Origin of the sequence: Bacillus aerolatus, from assembly GCF_009183655.1 — a bacterium.
GTDB lineage: Bacteria > Bacillota > Bacilli > Bacillales > Domibacillaceae > Pseudobacillus > Pseudobacillus aerolatus.
Genome location: NZ_WEIO01000005.1, coordinates 292,599 through 311,811 on the forward strand (window position 1 = coordinate 292,599; position 19,213 = coordinate 311,811).

The 19,213-nt window shown below is 42.1% G+C and carries 15 protein-coding genes; all 15 read right to left on the reverse strand.

All coding sequences use genetic code 11. The features are described 5' to 3' along the window. Nucleotides 1–31 precede the first annotated feature (31 nt). Nucleotides 32–1,165: an o-succinylbenzoate synthase gene (menC, locus tag F9802_RS10985; protein ID WP_152151852.1), complete on the reverse strand. Its 1,134-nt coding sequence runs from the start codon at nucleotides 1,163–1,165 to the stop codon at nucleotides 32–34. A gap of 162 nt (nucleotides 1,166–1,327) precedes the next feature. Further along, nucleotides 1,328–2,644 (reverse strand): Na+/H+ antiporter family protein, encoded by a 1,317-nt coding sequence (locus F9802_RS10990; RefSeq protein ID WP_152151854.1) that lies wholly within the window; start codon nucleotides 2,642–2,644, stop codon nucleotides 1,328–1,330. A gap of 391 nt (nucleotides 2,645–3,035) precedes the next feature. Next, nucleotides 3,036–4,022, reverse strand: a complete 987-nt coding sequence (locus F9802_RS10995; protein ID WP_152151856.1) for a C-terminal binding protein — start codon at nucleotides 4,020–4,022, stop codon at nucleotides 3,036–3,038. 65 nt (nucleotides 4,023–4,087) lie between these two features. Further along, on the reverse strand, nucleotides 4,088–5,740 hold the full coding sequence (locus F9802_RS11000; protein ID WP_152151858.1) for a helix-turn-helix domain-containing protein: 1,653 nt from the start codon (nucleotides 5,738–5,740) through the stop codon (nucleotides 4,088–4,090). Nucleotides 5,741–6,369: 629 nt separating this feature from the next. Continuing rightward, nucleotides 6,370–7,905 carry a histidine ammonia-lyase gene (gene hutH / locus F9802_RS11005; protein WP_152151860.1) on the reverse strand — a complete coding sequence of 512 codons (1,536 nt, stop codon included), beginning with the start codon at nucleotides 7,903–7,905 and terminating at the stop codon, nucleotides 6,370–6,372. A gap of 88 nt (nucleotides 7,906–7,993) precedes the next feature. Further along, nucleotides 7,994–8,989 (reverse strand): C-terminal binding protein, encoded by a 996-nt coding sequence (locus F9802_RS11010; RefSeq protein WP_191991879.1) that lies wholly within the window; start codon nucleotides 8,987–8,989, stop codon nucleotides 7,994–7,996. Between the two features lie 16 nt (nucleotides 8,990–9,005). Beyond that, nucleotides 9,006–10,118 (reverse strand): histidinol-phosphate transaminase, encoded by a 1,113-nt coding sequence (gene hisC / locus F9802_RS11015; protein WP_152151864.1) that lies wholly within the window; start codon nucleotides 10,116–10,118, stop codon nucleotides 9,006–9,008. A gap of 290 nt (nucleotides 10,119–10,408) precedes the next feature. Beyond that, nucleotides 10,409–11,851 (reverse strand): YfcC family protein, encoded by a 1,443-nt coding sequence (locus F9802_RS11020; RefSeq protein WP_152151866.1) that lies wholly within the window; start codon nucleotides 11,849–11,851, stop codon nucleotides 10,409–10,411. Between the two features lie 27 nt (nucleotides 11,852–11,878). Beyond that, nucleotides 11,879–13,216, reverse strand: a complete 1,338-nt coding sequence (locus F9802_RS11025) for a Zn-dependent hydrolase (protein ID WP_152151869.1) — start codon at nucleotides 13,214–13,216, stop codon at nucleotides 11,879–11,881. A 154-nt stretch (nucleotides 13,217–13,370) separates the two neighbouring features. Further along, nucleotides 13,371–14,552 (reverse strand): M20 family metallopeptidase, encoded by a 1,182-nt coding sequence (locus F9802_RS11030; RefSeq protein ID WP_152151871.1) that lies wholly within the window; start codon nucleotides 14,550–14,552, stop codon nucleotides 13,371–13,373. 113 nt (nucleotides 14,553–14,665) lie between these two features. After that, nucleotides 14,666–14,860 (reverse strand): aspartyl-phosphate phosphatase Spo0E family protein, encoded by a 195-nt coding sequence (locus F9802_RS11035; protein WP_152151873.1) that lies wholly within the window; start codon nucleotides 14,858–14,860, stop codon nucleotides 14,666–14,668. Between the two features lie 449 nt (nucleotides 14,861–15,309). Then, the gene (locus tag F9802_RS19660; protein WP_191991881.1) at nucleotides 15,310–15,465 is read right to left on the reverse strand and encodes a hypothetical protein; all 156 of its coding nucleotides are present in this window, start codon (nucleotides 15,463–15,465) and stop codon (nucleotides 15,310–15,312) included. 62 nt (nucleotides 15,466–15,527) lie between these two features. Continuing rightward, a complete protein-coding gene (locus tag F9802_RS11040; protein ID WP_152151907.1) occupies nucleotides 15,528–16,808 on the reverse strand; it encodes a Glu/Leu/Phe/Val family dehydrogenase in 1,281 nt (426 codons plus the stop codon). A 178-nt stretch (nucleotides 16,809–16,986) separates the two neighbouring features. Continuing rightward, nucleotides 16,987–17,958: an agmatinase family protein gene (locus F9802_RS11045; protein WP_152151876.1), complete on the reverse strand. Its 972-nt coding sequence runs from the start codon at nucleotides 17,956–17,958 to the stop codon at nucleotides 16,987–16,989. Beyond that, the coding region (gene hutI, locus F9802_RS11050; protein ID WP_152151878.1) for an imidazolonepropionase at nucleotides 17,909–19,213 on the reverse strand (1,305 nt) is incomplete at its 5' end. The genes F9802_RS11045 and hutI, both read right to left, overlap by 50 nt.

Genomic DNA, 19,213 nt, shown 5'->3' on the forward strand with positions numbered 1-19,213 from the left:
ATCCCTCCTGTACAGCTCTGAATAAGTTTCCCTAGTTATATGAACGTTGACTTTTCTTTTCAAACACTTTTTCATTCACTGTAAGATGATTGATTAGACCATTGTTCACTTCAAAACCGATACCCGGCTTTTCCGGTACTTCGATTATGCCCGGTTTTGCTAAGGTAACCTCCGGAAGAATGATATCTTCGTCAAAATAGCGGCTAGAGGCGGAAGTATCCCCGGGAATAGTAAAGTTGCTTAATGAAGCGATCGCTATGTTGTGAGCCCTGCCGATCCCTGCTTCGAGCATCCCGCCGCACCATACTGGAATTTGTTTTTCCTCACAAAGGTCATGAATTTTTTTTGCTTCCGTTAAACCGCCAACTCTTCCGGTCTTAATATTGATAATTTTGCACGCATTAATTTCGATAGCTTTTCTGGCATCTTCTGCAGAATGTATGCTTTCATCTAAACAAATAGGTGTGTTCATCTCTGCTTGAAGTTTTGCATGATCAATAATGTCGTCATAGGCTAATGGCTGTTCAATCATGATTAAATGAAACATATCCAATTCTTTTAAAAGCTCTTTGTCATCGAGAGTATAAGCAGAGTTGGCATCAGCCATCAGCGGGATCCGGTCCCCGAAACTTTTCCGAATGGCCGTTAAAGGTTTAATATCCCACCCTGGCTTAATTTTTACTTTTATCTTTTTATAACCTTCTTCTAAAAAACCCTCCACTTTCTTCAGCAAACTCTCTATGCTGTCTTCTATTCCAATACTAACACCTACTTCAATTTCCTTGCGGCTGCCGCCTAATGCCGCAGCAAGCGTTTTTCCATTTTGTTTGCTATATAAATCCCATACAGCCATTTCAAGTGCTGCTTTTGCCATTGGATTCCTGCGTATGTAAGAAAACATTTTCGAAACGTCCTTTGGGTCGTGTATCTCGCTGTTAAGAAGCTGAGGAATTAAAAACGTTTCAAGCATGTACCAGACTGTATCCGTTGTTTCTTCATTAGCAATCGGGAACGGCAGTGCCACACTTTCTGCAATACCAACTTGGTCCTCACTAAAAACCCTAACAATGATAATGTCTTTTTCTTTTATTTCTCCAAAACTAGTGATAAACGGTGCCTTTAACGGCATTTTTATTCGTTGCATTTGAATTTTATTGATATCCATATAAACACATCCTTTTATTATTTGCAGCCCCAAACAACATTCTTCCTACTATTCTATACAATAGCGAAAGCTTTTCCACCCTTACATTTCTGTGAGGATAGAAAAGCTCTCTACTATCTAAGTCTGTTTAACAACTATTCTTGTTTATAAACGAGCTCATCATTAAAGAACAATCGCAGCAATCATACCAAATATAAACAGTGGAATATTGTAGTGCATAAAGGTAGGCACACATGTATCCCAAATGTGGTTATGTTTGCCGTCAGCATTTAATCCCATCGTTGGACCGATCGTGCTATCTGAAGCAGGCGATCCAGCGTCTCCTAACGCGCTGGCTGTTCCAATCAGTGCTGCTGTTGCTAATGGAGAGAAGCCGATTGAAAGGCATAAAGGAACATATACTGCTGCTAAAATAGGCACAGTTCCAAAGGAAGAACCAATCCCCATTGTTATCACTAGGCCAATCATAAGAATGACGAAAGCTGCAAATAGTTTACTATCACCGATAAAACCATTTGTAAGCGCAACCATTTCATTGATGGATCCAGTTTCTTTTAAAATAGTTGCATACCCAGCGGCAATCAGCATAACAAAGGCAATGGCCCCCATCATTTTCATCCCATCGTCGATGATTTCATCGCCTTTAAGGAAAGGAACAACCCGCCCTAAAAACATAACTATAATACCTGCAAGCGCTCCCAAAGCAAGAGAATGAGTGACAACTTGAATCACAAGTGCTAAAAGAATAGCAATCAATGTGATTACATGTTGTTTGTTAAAAGGAATATTTTCTGACGCAGCTGAAATTTCCGCTGATGCAAGAGATTGTTCTAATCCTTCTGTTGTTGTTACATCTTTTTCTTTACGATAAGTGACAAAGACAGCTATTAATAACCCTACAACCATTCCTAGTCCTGGAAGGAGCATACCCAAGGGAATGGTGCTTACCGCAATGTTCATTCCATTTGTTTTCATCTCAGTCGCTATAATTTGGTGATACATAAGTCCATAGCCTGCGGGAATAACGAGGTACGGAGCTTTCAAGCCGAATGTCAGCGCTGTTGCTACTCCACGACGGTCTATTTTCATACTGTCGAACAAGTGGAGTAATGGAGGAATGAGAATCGGGATAAAGGCAATGTGTACAGGGACTAAGTTTTGGGAAAAACAAGATATCCCTGCAATCGTTAACAGAATAGCTCCCCGTTTGCCTTTCATGAATTTTAATAGCTTATTTACTAATATTGCGGTAATACCGGAATATTTAATCGTGACCGCAAAGATCCCCAACAAAACAATACTTAAAGCAGTTTCAGCTTGTCCGCCCATTCCTGATATGAGCATGCTCGTTGACTCTAAAACAGACTGCCCAGTAATTACACCCGCGGTTATCGCCGCTATCAAAATACTTAATACTACGTTCACCCGCAGCATACTTAATACCATCATGAGTAACACAGAAACAACAACAGCAGTCATTAATTATCTTTCCCCCTCTTTAATGATGTTAATAAAAATTCGCAACATCCCCGTTGACTAAAACCTTTAGTCGATCTTTCTTTGTAGTGAATTCAGATAAAATGGTTTTTAGTCGTCATACCGATCCCCCTTCACAATAATTAAAATATTTTAAATCTTTATAATATTAACTTATAGTCGAGCCTTCAGTAAGTACTCATTTTTATGAAATACAATACTTTTTTAACTGGTTATATATGGGTCTTTTTTAACCTGAACACATGGCTTGTTTTTGCATGAAAACGGACAAAAAAACCCCGATAAAAGACTTTTTGTAACGTCCATGATCCGGGGTTCGGTGTCAAATAAAAATCTGCGGCCTCTATCATTTCAAAACCATCTTATGAATTAATTAGACATTTACCGTTGGCTGTTTCAAACTATAAGGCAGAGGTTGTCCCCCAATCCCATCAATGACAGCCTGGCACGTCCTTTCCCGTAGTTCAATTAGTGATTCTTCCGATACGTATGAAGCATGCGGTGTAACAATTACTTCATCCATCATCAACAATGGATGATCCCGTTCAGGAGGTTCCTTTTCTAATACATCAAGCCCCGCTCCGGCTATATGTCCTTCTTCTATCAGCTTTTGTAAATCATCCTCATTTATTACACCACCGCGGCATGTGTTAATAATAAATGATCCTTTAGGCATTAATTTGAGTCGTTCATAATCGAGGAGATTATTCGTTTCCGGTGTAAGCGGCACATGCAGACTCAGAACATTAGATAGCTGTACGAGTTCAATTAGTGATACAGGTGTCACTCCGTATAAATCGAGCACTTCGTCAAACACACGATCGTCATAAGCTAAGAGACGGACGCCGAATGGCTTCAGCTTTGTAGCAACCATTCGCGCGATACGCCCAAAGCCAAGCAATCCTACTGTTCTTTCACTAAAACGGTGGATCGGTCTCGTATCAAGAGGATCCCACTTTCCTTCTCTAACTTTGTGTCTATAGGAAGATAAGCGGCGGGTGACGGCAAGCATGAGAGCAATCGTATGGTCAGAAACTTCTTCCAAACAATAATCCGGTACATTCGAAACGGTAATCCCTTTTTGAACAGCTGCTTCCACATCTACATGGTTATAGCCAGCTCCAGGCACAGATATAACCTTGCATGAGTGCAGCTGCTCAATGATATCCTTCCCGCACGGAAACCCCACTTGCGCTACTACGCCATCCGCATAAGGGGCATATAGAGGAATATCTCTTTCTAGCGTATTGGACCTTGTTATCTTGACCTCAAAGCCCTGTTGTCGATACATTTTTTTTTCTAACTGATGATCATTCCATTCATCGTCCAAAATCCAGACCAGAGGCCTTCCCTTTCTCACTCCATCTCCTCCTAATAGTTCATCACTAAAATCGTTGTATGCGTTTTCAAATAAAGCAGCTAAATTTAATTCAAAGCTCTTTCTCCAGACACTTCAGTGGGACCCAATATAGTGTTACGGTAATCACTAGGAGTTTTGCCTACTATTGTTTTGAATACACGACTAAAATAATGAGAATTACTGTAACCGACTTCGAGTGCTATTTGGTAAACGGTATAATTCAAGTCCATAAGCAATGCTTTCGCTTTTTCTATTCGCAAGTACGTAATATATTCAACAAAATTAGTTCCTGTCGCGCTTTTGAAAAGACGGCTGAAGTAAGTCGGACTGAGATGGACATAATTAGCGACCTTTTCCAGTGTAATTTGCTCTAAATAATTTTTTTCAATATAATCCATTGCCTTTTGGATGGATTTAAGGCTATACTCATTTTTATTATTAAAGACGAGATCAGTAAAGCGGTTGATCATATTCTCCAGCCACTGCTGCATTTCCGCTAGGTTTTCAATCGTATTTAAATCGGTTGTGTATTCCAGAAGTATCGAGTGAACTTCTTTCAGATTTGCTCCTCCCTTGATAGCCGCCCGGGCAAGCGTAGTCGATATTTCTGAAATTTGTAATTTTAACACTTCCGGATCAACCTTTTGCTTTGAAAACAACTGATCAAATAAATTTGTCATATTTTCCTTCACAGCCGCCATGTCAGCAACCATCAATTTACTTGCCAGTGTCGCAACGTCCTGGTTTCGTAATAGGGAAACTTCATTGGTGAACGGCTCTACGTCATCGATATGAATAACAATATCCTTTCCTCCAAAAAACTTATACTTTTGCGCGTATAATGCCTCTTGGTAAGAAACGTATAAATCCCTTACATCTTCATAATGATTCCCGATGCCGATCGTCACGCTATAACCCGTATTTTCTTTAATATAAGCTTTTGCTTCATCGGCTAAGCTTTTTGAGAGTTGTTTATACTCTTCTTTACTGCTTTGAGAAGGGAGCGAGAACAAAATAGCAAACTTATCTGCACCTGTTCCCATCGCTAAGATCTCATCCAGCCTTTTCTTAAGGAATATACGGGCAATCGTAATAATTTCATTGCGAATAGTGTCCTGCAATTGTTTGCTTTTATTTTTGTTTAAAGAAAAAAATTCATCGATCTGAACAGTCATGGCTGTGTTAGGGACAGAAGATAATCCAATTAATTGACATTGGTCCCAAATATCTTTTGAATTCTGGATATTTCCATATAATAAATTGTAAATAAGACTTAACCGTAAAGACGACATGATCTGCAGCGGATCGTCCTTCTTTTGTTGGCGTATTTGTATGGAGTGCTGCGCTTCCTTTTTCAGTTCTTGCAACAACTGATAAACAGCTTCCTGATCTAACGGCTTACCTAAACAATCAAACACACCATTTTTGAAAAGCGTTCTCATTTCATGGTCATTGTAAAGGCTTTTCATCACAACTAAAGGCAAAGTAAACTTTTTCTTCGTTAGTTGATCACAAATCACATCTTGAGCCACTTTTGTCATCTCATCGAGATCCAGCAGGACGGCTGCAATATTTTCTTTTACCGCCAAGTCTTCTTTCAGAAGAGACTTGTTGTCCCATACTTCTACCGTAAAGCCAAATTTGAAATCATTATTTATTTGATGAACGAGATTAATGACATTTATATCATGTGTTGCCAGGAGTAAGAGATTGCCCACAGTAATCACACACTTTCATAAAGATAATTTCAACCTCGGTTACATTTGAATATTTCGAATACTCTAATTATACAATTAACATATTTCTTAAATAAGTACCTTTTCTTGTGATAAGGTGTACTTTTTTGTTCTGTTTAATCTAGCTAATTAGATATAATTATAAACAATTTCTTTGCGTTGTGCGGCAGTCATTCTATTTTTTTTATCCAAACTTAATATTTTCTTCTACCGTAAGCCGTGGGAACATTTTTCATATGGCTGCTTTTAAAATCAGGTCGGAGAGCAACTCTAACACTCCGATTGTCAATATGCCAAAGACGAGTTTCTTCTATTATATAAGTCGTCATTTAACGTTGTTTTATTTTTTACATATTAATCACGAAAAGCTACCAATCTCAAAGTGGAATGGTAGCTTTTTTATTCGGTCTTGCTTTTACCTTGCTAGTCTATAGATATTGATTAAACTGATTGCTCTGGAATTGAATAGATTGTGTCATTCATGATGTCGTATACTTTTTTGTCTTGAAGTTACTTTCACTCTTTAGCAAAGACAAATATTTACACGTGTTATTTTTTTACACGCGGACTCTTAACTAGTAACTACCCGCGCTTTTTTGGAAACTGCTTTCTTACACGCTCAGCTGCTCTTGTAATTCTTTGACAACCTCAACATCTTTCATTTCGTCCACAAGCAGTTTAAAGTACTTGTACATGACATGATCCTCTTCCTTGTGTGGAACGTGTTGACGGCAGAAAGAGTAAGCCCATTTTGTGCCTATGCCTAAGTTTGCAGGCCCCTTATACTCGGCCGCACGCGCGCCGCTAAACAACTCGATCGCAACAACTTGATAAGCATTCTGAATAATTTTTGCTGCCTTCCGTGCAGCAATCGTTCCCATGCTCACATGATCTTCCTGGTTAGCCGAACTCGGAATGGAATCTACACTTGCTGGATGTGCAAGCGATTTATTTTCTGAAACAAGGGATGCTGCAGAATACTGGGCAATCATCAGTCCAGAATTCATGCCTCCCTCTTTCGTTAAAAAGTCAGGGAGCTGGTCATTCAACTGCGGATTAACGAGTCTTTCAATTCTGCGCTCAGAAATATTCGCCAGTTCCGCAACGGCAATGGAAAGATAATCCATAGCGATGGCCATCGGCTGCCCGTGGAAATTCCCTCCTGAAATCACTTTATCTTCGTCAACAAAGATCAGCGGATTATCCGTTACCGAATTCATTTCAACAATCAATTTATCATGAATATGCTGAAGTGCGTCTCTTGAAGCCCCATGAACTTGAGGCACGCAGCGTAAGGAATACGCATCTTGTACTCTCACTTCACCTTGATTAGTCATGAGCTGGCTTCCTCTTGTAAGCTTCGTAATATTTTCAGCAACTAACTGCTGGCCGGCATGAGGACGAATGCGATGTGTTTCCGGTTCAAATGCCTGCCTTACGCCTCGAAGCACGTCAGTCGTTAAAGCAGCCGTGTAATCCACCCAGTTGGCAAGGTTTAACGCATCCCAGCAAGCTAAGGCCCCTACAGCTGTCATGACTTGTGTACCGTTAATAAGTGCCAAGCCTTCTTTCGCTTCTAAAGACACAGGAGCGACTCCTGCCAGACTCATTGCTTTTCCGCCGTCCATTCTTTCGCCATCAAAATACGCTTCCCCTTCGCCCATGAGTACTAAAGCGAGGTGAGAAAGTGGAGCGAGATCACCGCTTGCCCCGAGAGACCCTTGTTCAGGAATGACCGGCGTCACACCTTTATTGAGCATCTCAACCATCGTTTCTACGACTTTGAGGCGAATGCCAGAATGTCCATAAAGAAGGGCATTGACCCTTAGTAAAATAATCGCTCTGGCCACATCTTCAGGTAATGGCTCACCAACTCCACAAGCATGGCTGCGAATAAGATTGATTTGAAGGTCTTTCGCTTGTTCATTAGGAATATACGTATCACTAAATTTCCCAAATCCAGTCGTCAATCCATAGACTACTTTCTTTTCTGCCAACAGCTTCTCTACATACTCTCTGCTGCGGTTCACTTTCTCTTTTTGTTCTTCAGCAATGTCAACTTTATGTTTATTACGAGCAACAAGCACGACATCCTCTAAAGTTAGCGGCAAATGGCCAACAAGGATTTTCTCTTTATTCAGCAACATAATGTGTCACTCCTTTTTCTTATTGTGTATCGGGTCTTAGGTGGTGATAAAGAGGGAGTCTGACCCTCTTTAAACGAACAACCTTGTTTTATAATTTTATTTCGTTTAACACTTGCGGGTTCAACGTGTTAGCTACTGGCTTGCCGGCAACACCATCGATCGCATTTTGGCTCGTCTTCGTTTTCAGCTCGACAATCGCTTCTTCCGAAATATAGGCAGAATGAGGAGTAACAAACACTTTATCTGTGTTAAGCAAAGGATCGTCCGAATGCGGCGGTTCGTTCAATAAAACATCGAGACCGGCGCCCGCAATATGCCCTTCATTAATCGCTTTATATAAATCCTCCTCATTAATGACGCCCCCTCTGCTCGTATTGACGATAAAAGCGCCTTGAGGCATCATTTTAAGCTGATCGTAACTAATGATATTTTTCGTATCTGGCTTGAGCGGCACATGCAGGCTCAAAATAGTCGATTGGCTCAACAATTCGTTAAATGACACCGCTTCCACTGAATACTCATCAAAAACTTCTTCGGAAACACTAGGGTCATGGGCGATGAGACGAACCCCAAATCCTTTAAGCTTTTGGGCCGCTTTACGGGCGATTCGTCCAAATCCGAGCAGCCCAACTGTATGGTTGCAAAAACGCTTAATAGGAAGCGTATCCATCGGATCCCACTCGCCTCGTTTTACTTGTTCGTTGTAGGCAGGGAAACGACGAGCCAGCGTAAGTATATGTGTGATCGCATGATCAGAAACCTCTTCGGAGCAGTATTCTGGTACATGGGATACGAGTATGCCTTTGCGCGTTGCTGCTTCTACATCGATATGGTTAAATCCCACTGCCGAAGCGGAAATGATCCGGCACGAATCCAGCTTATCGATTAGCTCCGCTGTACATTGAAATCCTACTTGGGCTACGACAGCGTCTGCATAAGGAGCATAATGAGGAAGATCTTCTTCGAATGCCTCGGAGCGTGTAACTTTCACTTCAAAACCGTTTTGTTCATAGATTGCTTTTTCTATACTATGATCTACCCATTCATCATCAAGAATCCAAACTAAATGCTTGCCATTTTTCAATGTATTTTCCCCCTTTTTAGATGTGATGCGGCGTTTTAGCGCTTATTTCCTGCAGTGCTTTAACGAGCTTGTCATTTTGCTCCGCTGTTCCGATGCTGATACGTGCATACGTAGGATAACCCCATGCCGCGCATGGACGAGTGATTAAGCCTTTAGCTGCTAACTCTCCCGCTATTTTTGAAGTATCTTGTTTCATGTCAACAAACAGGAAGTTCGTATGTGATTCTTCTACTTCATAACCGAGAGCACGGAATTCCTTGATTAACTTTTTCATTTCACGTTTATTTTCAGTAAGCGTTTTATTTTTGTGTTCCGTATCTTCGAGAGCACCTAACGCGCCTGCATGAGCTACTCGGTTACACGCGAATGGTTCACGCACTCTTTGCAGAGGCTGTATAAGCTCTTCAGTCGCCATGGCATATCCCACCCGCATTCCAGCTAAACCATACAGCTTTGAGAACGTCCGAATCGTAATGACAGGCAAGCCTTCTTTTATATACTCTACGCCTGTAGCGTAATTTTCGACGCTGATAAACTCTCCATAAGCTTCATCCAGTACAGCCACAACGTGTTTCGGCAAACGTTTGAAAAACGCTCGAAGTTCTTCTTCGCCTACGATGGTACCTGTTGGGTTATTCGGGTTGCATACGATGACGATCTTTGTCTTCTCAGTGATCGCCCCAAGAATAGCTTCCAGGTCAAATTTGTGATCTTTTGTAGTCGGAAGCTCGACAGGCACTCCTCCCATTAGCAAAGTGTTTTTATGGTATTCCGAAAATGTTGGCGTACAATAAACGACTTCATCTCCTGGATTGATGTAGGAAGCGATGACCAAGTTAATAATATTGTCTGCCCCATTCGCGACGACATAGTTTTCAGGATCGATTCCGTGCAGCTCTCCCAGCTTAGTGCGAAGTTCCAAGGACGTCAGATCAGGGTAAAAGTGCACCTCTTGAAGTGCTTTAGTCATCGCCTCTATCGCTTTCGGCGAAGGACCTAACTGGTTTTCATTAGTGGCAAGCCGAACGACTTCCGTTAACTTTTCTTGTTGTTTAGCTTCCTCAGCCGCTTGACCGGGAATATAAGGATCTAACTTTCTAACATTGTTGCGCCATAAATTTTCTGACATTGTAAATCCTCCTTCTGTCCATTTTGATGCACCGACGGTTTATACCGTTTACAAGGGCGTTAAAACTATTTTTTATTTGTTATTAAAATGTTTTTGTGAACCTCTAAATCATTTATACACGATCTTTTGCAAAAAACTAAGGTGTTTCATCATCAAGGTAAAAAATATTCACAATATAACAAAAAATTAGACTAAGAGATAGAGATATAACATAAAAAAATCGGCTGAATCGCCGATTTTTTCTAATCTAACCTCTAACCTTGACCTCTAAAAAACTTGCAGCCTTTTTCTTAAAATGGTCCTAAATCAATGGCTTGAGCAATAAGCAGGAGAATGGCAGAAACCAATACCCAAGCGATGCCTAGCGGGAAGAAAAACCTAACCCATTTCGTCCACGATACACCGGCAATAGCCAATGTTGCCATAAAATATCCTACTGTAGGGTAGAAAATATTACTCAAGCCATCACCAAGGTGGAACGCTACTACTGCTGTTTGGCGAGTAATACCAAGAATGTCAGCTAGTGGTGCCATAATAGGCAATGTAACTAATGCTTGTCCACTTCCAGAGGGAATCAGGAAGTTTAACAGCGTGTTTCCTACATACATACCGAGAATCGTTATAGAATCAGGCATAGAGCCCAACACTTGCGCTAAACCATAAACGACGGTATCCATAATTTGTCCTTCTTCCATGATGATCACGATCGCTCTGGACACACCGATGATAAAAGCACCCAGGAATACCGCTTTACACCCTTCATTAAATTCCTCACACACCTCTGTAATCTTCAATCCCGCAATTAACCCGACTACAACAGCCAGTGAAATAAATATTCCAGCTATTTCAATCATATACCACCCATGTTTAAGCACTCCATACACTAAAAGTCCAAGAAATGCAGCTGCAGCGATAGAGGCGATCGTTTGTCTTCTCGTGGCTTTTAATGGTTCACCTAGGTTCTTTTTTGCACTTTTTCTCTTTTCCGTATCTTCTTTATACATCAAGCTTAATTCCGGATTCTTTTTTACTTTGTTTGCGTATCTCATTACGAAGAAAGTCCCAATAGCAAGGGTCACAACAAAAATGATCGTACGATATCCAGCACCAGAGAATAATGGCAGTTCAGCTATAGATTGTGAGATTCCTACCATCGGGTTCGTGATAGAGGAGGTAAATCCAGCACAAGTTGCAATTAATGCAATAGCGACCGCTGTTAAGGAATCATATCCTACAGCTAACATGAGGGGCAGGATAATAGGCACATATACTAAACTTAATTCCGGTAAACCGGCAAAAGTAGATAGAAGCCCAAAAACGATCATTAAAATGGGAACGAGCAAGATACTGTTTTTGGCAAACCGTCTCGCAAGTTTATCTACTCCAATTTCAATAATCCCTGTTTTCATTAAGACCGTGAATGCTCCACCGGCAGCAAAAACAAAGAAGATAATATCTGCAGACTGAACGAGACCTTTAGGAATTGCCGTCATAAACGACTTAAGACCTACAGGATTAGCTTCAATTTTAGTAAATGTGTCGGGTTCGATAACTGTTCTGCCTTCGATAGGCGCGTCCACTCTGTCAAATTGACCCGCGGGAATAAGATAGGTCAAAGCGGCCATTATCACCATCATGATAAACAAAATCACATAAATATGAGGCATTTCAAATTTCTTTTTAGGTTTGCGTGCCTCTTCTGCTTCGATATGTAATTGTGGTTCTGGCTTCATACATTCCCCTCCGATTTTTCAAAAGTTTTAGCTTTCTACTTTCACACTTTTTGGAGACTTACTATCAAGGGTGCTTTGATTCGATAGTTTAAAAAGTGTTTCCTTTAATACGGCGATCCCATCTAAACAATCGTTAAGATTTGTGAACTCTTCTGGACTATGACTTTTTCCATTCACACTAGGTACGAAAATCATCCCGGCTGGAACGTATTTACCAAGAACCATCGCATCATGCCCAGCGCCACTTGGGATTGGGCGGTGTGACAACTGTAATGAATCCGCTGATTCCCTTACTGCTTGTTGAATCGGTTCTGGTACCTTAACAGGGGGAATACGGAATTCTGATTCATGCTTTATCTTTAACTCTCTATTTTTAGCAATTGTTTTTGCCGTTTCTGTGATGAGTTCAATCATTCTGTCCCGTTGGTCCTCATCAATATCTCTAGCATCGACTGTTACAGTTGCTTCACCAGCAATCACATTAGCTCCGTTTGGCAGAACATCTATTTTTCCGACAGTAGCTACAGCTGTTTCGCTAATGGTTGGAGGAATTTTCTCTACCTCAACGATAAATTCCGCTGCAGCCGCAACACTGTCTTTACGGAGATTCATTGGGGTATTTCCAGCATGATCCGTTTCACCATAAAAGGTGTACGTGTGCCATGAGGTTCCAGCGATACCATTGACAACCCCAATATTGTCATTGCTTATTTCAAGTTGTTTGCCTTGCTCAATATGGAGTTCAAGAAAGGCACAAATATCCTCTTTCGGATAATAGGCATCCTCAATGTTTTCAGGTTGCAGCCCGATTTCTCTCGCTGCTTGTACGAACTTCACTCCATCTTTGTCTTGGAGGGAAAGCAGGTCATCGTATAAGACTTCTCCCATCATGACACGACTGCCAAAGATTCCATTTTGGAAGCGAGTACCCTCTTCATCGATAAATACGACAAGTTCAATGGAACGTTTCGGTTTTCTGCCTTCTTTCACAAGAGCTTCTATAGCCATGAACGAACTAACACATCCTAATACGCCATCAAACGCCCCTCCGTTTGGTACAGTATCTAAATGAGATCCTGTCATCACAACTGGGAGAGATGGCTCAGTTCCTTCATAACGCGCAAAAATATTTCCAAGTGGATCTTCCCGTACAACCAGTCCGATTTCTTGCAGCCAACTTTTAAAAAGTTCTTTTGCTTCTTTCTCTTCTTTTGTGTATACAAAACGGCTGATGCCGCCAGCTTCTGTTCGGCCGATCGCTGCTAATGCATCTAAACGATCTGCCAACTTAGCAGGATCTAAGCCAGCATAAGAATGGCAATTTGGCAGCGTGTTTAGCAAGCGTTCCTTTAAAGAGATATCCACGTTTAGTCAACCCTTTCATTATTTTCGATAATATATTATTAAAGAAGAGCTTTAGATACGCCTATATCGTTTTACGATAAGTTGCTGCCCTCTCTAAATAGACATACCAACAACTACCCCAAGAGATGTAAAACACATCCATTTGCATAAAGGCCTATTTAAGCATCTTATAGGCAAATTCAGTCAGCAGTCTCACCCCGATAGGTAATGCGCTTTCATCAATTGTAAAACGCGGATGATGATGAGGGTGAACAATACCTTTTTCCTCATTTCGGGCTCCGATAAAGATAAAACTGCCGGGAACTTTCTGTTGGTAAGCGGAAAAGTCTTCCCCGCCCATGACAGGCCGCATACGATTCACTGCTTCTTCTCCAAAAATGTCTTGTACGGTTTCCTCTACATACCGTGTCACTTCTTGATCATTATTGACAGCTCGATATACCTTTTTAAATTCAAAATTATACGTTGCACCATAAGCCCCTGTAATTCCTTTGATGATATTCTCTATCATTACAGGAACTTGGTCCTGCAATTGGGGGTCAAAACATCGAACAGTTCCACTAAGTTCTACAGAATCAGGAATGATATTGTTAGCAGACCCCCCCACAAATCTTGTAACGGATAAAACGAGCGTATCTAATGGGTCTGTATGGCGAGAAACAATATTCTGAAGACTAGTAACCACTTGAGAAGCAATGGCAATACTATCAATCGCTTCATGCGGTGCCGCAGCATGTCCTCCTTTTCCGTGTATTTCAATCCAAAACTCAGCGCTGGATGCCATGGCAGGACCGGAGATAATACCAATCTTTCCTACTTCAAGCGGAGACCATAAGTGTGTCCCAATCACTTGATCCACCCCGTCCAGCACACCAGCTTGGACCATTTCTTCCGCACCGCCTGGATATAGTTCTTCCGCATGCTGAAATAAAAACCGAACTTCACCTTGGATTTGGTCTTTTAATTGTGTCAAAACTTTGGCTGTGCCAAGGAGCATAGCGGTATGTCCGTCGTGCCCACAAGCATGCATGACTCCAGGATTTTGCGACACAAATTCAAAGTCGTTTTCTTCCTGAATAGGCAGCGCATCCATGTCAGCCCGAATGGCTAATACGCGGCCTGGACCCCTGCCAATTAAACGAGCCATCACACTTGTTTTTGTCGGGCGGGTAAGTTCTAAATGACCAAATGACTGCAACGTGTCATATACAAATTGCGCTGTTTTTTCTTCTTGAAAAGAAAGTTCCGGGTGACGATGCAAATATCGCCTCCACTCAACAACCTCATCTTGAATAACCTCCGTCAATTTGCTTAAATCGATTGCTTCTTTATTCATAATCAGCTCTCCAGTCAGTGTAATGATGAATTGGTAAGCGCTTGCAATTAAGTTAAGAACTAGTTACACAATCTACATAAAAGGTGTTCAATATAGCAGCCCCGCTGCTTCATTCATGAGATGTCTTTATTACCTTTACTTTGTGAAGCCATTAACATTTGCTGAAACGTAATGATTTGTTCATCCAGCTGCTTACTTGCTTTTAATACTTCTGGATGATTTGGGCCTTTGCTTTTCGCTAAACGATACATGTCTTCTCGGTGTTCACTTATACTTTTTTTGATGAACATGAATTCTGATAAAAGCATCCACCTTTGCCTCCCTTCTTGTTAAAAATAAAAGCTTCAGAGAAGGATAAAATAGACGTTTTTTCTAGTGGTCTATATTTCAACCTCATTGCTTCGTGCTATCTTAAGTTATTTATACACGATCTTTCGTCAAAAATTGGTGTTTTTTTCAATAGCGTAAAAAATGCTTACAATATAACAAAAATTTAGACCATCAAGAAAGTAGTGAGTCTGAAGGCGGCGTGCACATTTCGGTTGTTCTTGTGCACAAACCGGGCGCGGGCGTGCAGAAATGCCCTAATCTCGTGCACAACGCCCGGTGATCGGTGCATAAGTTTGTTTGCCGTGCATATTTCAGGGTTTTCCGCGCAGAAATCCTGAATTGCCGTGCATAAATTCAATTACTAGTGCACAAAAAAAGAGCAGTCCCACAAATCAGTGAATAACTGATTTGTGGGCAGCCCCGGTTATTAAACCATGACAGGTTCCATGACTGGTTCAAAGTAAACTATTTCGGTAAGAATTTTATATCCTTGAATTTTTTCAAATGCCCTTTTTGCTTCTCCTTCAGTATCAAACTCAAACATTTTCACGTTGTTCTTGGAATGAACGGTGATTACCCACACAAAAAGTTTCCTCCAATTAATAGGTTCTTTTCTAACCTTTGTTTTATCAATCGTTTTACGAATTAGGCCCAGCCCCGGTATCGCGAAGCTTCAGCTGTTTTTCTTATGCCGATCATATAAGCTGCTAAACGCATGTCCACTTGACGAGTCTGTGCTGTTTCATAAATTTTTTCAAAAGAATCGACCATTGCTTGTTGCAGTTTTTCCGCAACCTCTTCTTCTGACCAATAATACCCTTGGTTATTTTGTACCCATTCAAAGTAAGAAACGGTGACTCCCCCCGCACTTGCCAATATATCCGGCACAAGGAGGACGCCTTTTTCATCCAAAATTTTTGTTGCTTCAAGAGTAGTAGGCCCATTCGCTGCTTCTACTACAATCGCTGCTTGAATACGGTCAGCGTTTTCTACCGTAATTTGGTTTGCAATCGCCGCCGGTACAAGAATATCGCATTCTTTCTCGAGCAATTCTTTGTTCGTAATGACATCTGTAAATAAAGTCGTTACCGTACCAAAGCTGTCGCGGCGCTCAAGCAAATCATTAATATCAAGCCCTTTGGGATCATAAAGAGCACCATAAGCATCCGAAATACCAATCACTTTCGCTCCTGCATCGTGTACGAATTTAGCTAGGAAGCTCCCTGCATTTCCAAAGCCTTGAATGATGATGCGCGCCCCTTGCAGGTCCATTCCTTTTTTCTTCAGTGCTTCTTCAATACAAATCGTTACGCCGCGCGCTGTTGCCGTTTCACGTCCTTGTGATCCGCCCAACACAAGCGGTTTGCCCGTGATAAATCCAGGAGAATCGAATTCCCGAATGATGCTGTATTCATCCATCATCCAGGCCATAATTTGAGCATCCGTATATACATCCGGTGCCGGAATATCTTTCGTAGGGCCGACAATTTGGCTGATGGCACGGACGTATCCGCGGCTCAGCCTTTCTAGTTCGCCCACAGACATGTTCCTTGGATCGCAAATCACGCCGCCTTTCCCCCCGCCGTAAGGAAGATCGGCAATGCCGCACTTTAAGCTCATCCAAATAGCAAGCGCCTGCACTTCTTCTTCATATACCTCGGGGTGGAAACGGACGCCGCCTTTCGTAGGACCGACTGCGTCGTTGTGCTGCGAACGGAAGCCGGTAAACACTTTAATAGAAGCATCATCCATTCGAACCGGGATACGTACGGTCATGTTTCTAAGCGGTTCTTTTAATAACTCGTACATATCGTCGTTATATCCTAACTTATCAAGCGCCTCTTTGATGATTGACTGGGTGGAACTTAATAAATTCGACTTTTCGCTTTGCTTTTTATCTGGCGTTTGAACTTGATCCTTTTTTATCGGAACAGCTGTTGTCACTTTTTACACCTCTTATGTTATAGTTGTTTACTTTAATTAATAAGCTAAAATAAAAATAATCCCAATATTCCGAAAACAGAACCGATAAACACTTTCTTATTTTCTTTCATAAGAAAGTGTTTTTCATTTACAAAAACTTCAGATTCAAATAAATCGAGCTTTATCTAGACTGCAAGACGCGGCCAGTGATAAATTGCAGCCAAGCATATACCCCGGTCTTCACTGTTTCAGCGACCGCTGAGTCTTTGCTCGGGTCCAAGCAAACAAAATCAATATGCCGGACAAGCGGGTGCTTGCCGATTTCCAGTAATGTATCAAACAGTTCAATCGCTGTCATGCCTCCAGGTGTAGATGCTGGTACGCCCGGCGCAACGGAAATGTCAAGGACATCCATATCGACTGTGACATACACGCGATCCACTTTTGCTGACAGCTGCTCCAGCGCTTCCTGGACAGTGTGAATAAGGCCCTGCTTGCGCGCTTGCTTTAACGTCACCATTTGTATGTTATGTTCGTGCGCGTAATCAACAAGCGTCTTCGTATTAAAATAACCGTGCAGTCCGATATTGACGACATGTTCCCCTTTGACGGTATCGCCATCAATTAACTGCCGGATCGGTGTTCCGTTTGCCGGTCCTAACTCTGCTGGATCCCGCACATCCAGATGCGTATCGAGTTGTAAAATACCAATTGTTTCTTGTGGACAAACCTCTTTAATCCCTCGAACGGCACACGCAGTCGTAGAATGGTCACCGCCAATCATACATGTGATCGTCTCTGGATAGCTTTCTGCAAGATGCGCGGTTGCTTCTTGAATGCGCTGGTGGGATAAAAGAATATCCGTCGTGTGCATCGCTACATCCCCTGCATCCGCCACCCGCAGTGCCGTCAAGTCGATCCCTTCATCTAAATTGTAAGTAGAAAAGCCTTTCCAGATCCGCCGGAATTCCGACGGATACAAGGAGGCTCCTGATACACTGATTGAAGACCGCGAAATGGGTGCTCCGTAAAGGATGAGATCAGGCGTATTTTTTAGTTGATGCAGCGGCTGGACCCAATGATGGACATAATCTTGTCCTTCTTTAGGCGCGTTCCAAGACCACTCCGGCGTTTGCAGCCACTTTTGACTCATCTACGTTCACCACCTGAACACCTTTTTTCCATACTGATTTAACATGGTTAACCCCAAATAAATATTGCAATTCTTGATAGTTTTTCACGTCCCACAAGACAATATCTGCTTGCTTGCCGACTTCCAACGATCCTACTTTATCCTGCCGGTTGACTGCACAAGCCGCATTATATGTCGCGGCGGTTAACGCTTCTGCCGGAGTTAGTCTCATAGAGATACAAGCTAGGTTCATAACGAGCGGCATCGATGTCGTTGGCGATGATCCTGGGTTGCAGTCAGTAGAAATGGCTACAGGCACGCCTGCATCAATCATCTTTCTTCCTTGTGCTGCTGCTTCACGTAAATACAGGGCTGTTGCCGGAAGCAGGCAGGCAATCGTTCCCGCTTTCGCCATCGCTTGAATGCCTTCGTCGGAAGCTTTCAATAAATGCTCGGCTGAAATAGCTCCTACTTTGGCAGCTAATTCGGCTCCGCCGTAAGGTTCAATTTCGTCTGCGTGAATTTTAGGGGTCAATCCGTAACGTTTCCCTGCTTCTAGTACCCGTTCTGATTGTTCAGGTGTAAACACACCTTTTTCACAAAATACATCATTAAACTCCGCCAACTTTTCTTCAGCGACGATTGGCAGCATGTCATTAATGACATGATCGACAAATTCGTCCTCGCGGCCTTTGAAATCTTGTGGAACGGCATGTGCACCCATAAACGTAGGAACGAGATCAATGGCGTGTTTTTCTTGCAGTGTTTTCATCACTCGTAACTGTTTCAGCTCGGTTTCCAAGTTCATTCCGTACCCACTTTTACCTTCTACTGTCGTCACCCCATGAGCAAGAAGCGAATCAAGGCGGTTCATTGTTTGTTCGATCAATTCTTCTTCGGTTGCTGTCCGTGTCATACGGGTAGTCGCATGAATGCCGCCGCCTGCGTTCATAATTTCCATGTACGTTGCACCTTCAAGACGCATTTCGAACTCACGTGCACGGCTTCCGCCAAAGACAACATGCGTATGAGGATCTACTAATCCTGGAGTAACTAGATGGCCGGATGCATTGACAACTTCTGCCTCTTTCACCTTATCAGCATAACGCTTTTCAATTTCTTTCGTCGTACCAACGGCTTGAATCACGCCATCTTCAATCCACAAGCTGCCGTCTTCAATCAAGCCAAGCTCAGACGCCGCTTCTTTAGAACGGGGCCCTTTTGTCTCCGCAGCTAATGTCGCCAGCTGGGCTGCATGTTTGATCCAAATTGGTTT

What these genes read in the sequence shown, in the direction of transcription:
- menC (WP_152151852.1), bottom strand. Translation starts at nt 1,165, where the DNA reads ATGGATATCAATAAAATTCAAATGCAACGAATAAAAATGCCGTTAAAG.
- F9802_RS10990 (WP_152151854.1), bottom strand. Translation starts at nt 2,644, where the DNA reads ATGACTGCTGTTGTTGTTTCTGTGTTACTCATGATGGTATTAAGTATG.
- hutH (WP_152151860.1), bottom strand. Translation starts at nt 7,905, where the DNA reads ATGTTGCTGAATAAAGAGAAAATCCTTGTTGGCCATTTGCCGCTAACT.
- hisC (WP_152151864.1), bottom strand. Translation starts at nt 10,118, where the DNA reads ATGTCAGAAAATTTATGGCGCAACAATGTTAGAAAGTTAGATCCTTAT.
- F9802_RS11020 (WP_152151866.1), bottom strand. Translation starts at nt 11,851, where the DNA reads ATGAAGCCAGAACCACAATTACATATCGAAGCAGAAGAGGCACGCAAA.
- F9802_RS11030 (WP_152151871.1), bottom strand. Translation starts at nt 14,552, where the DNA reads ATGAATAAAGAAGCAATCGATTTAAGCAAATTGACGGAGGTTATTCAA.
- F9802_RS11035 (WP_152151873.1), bottom strand. Translation starts at nt 14,860, where the DNA reads ATGCTTTTATCAGAATTCATGTTCATCAAAAAAAGTATAAGTGAACAC.
- F9802_RS11045 (WP_152151876.1), bottom strand. Translation starts at nt 17,958, where the DNA reads ATGAGTCAAAAGTGGCTGCAAACGCCGGAGTGGTCTTGGAACGCGCCT.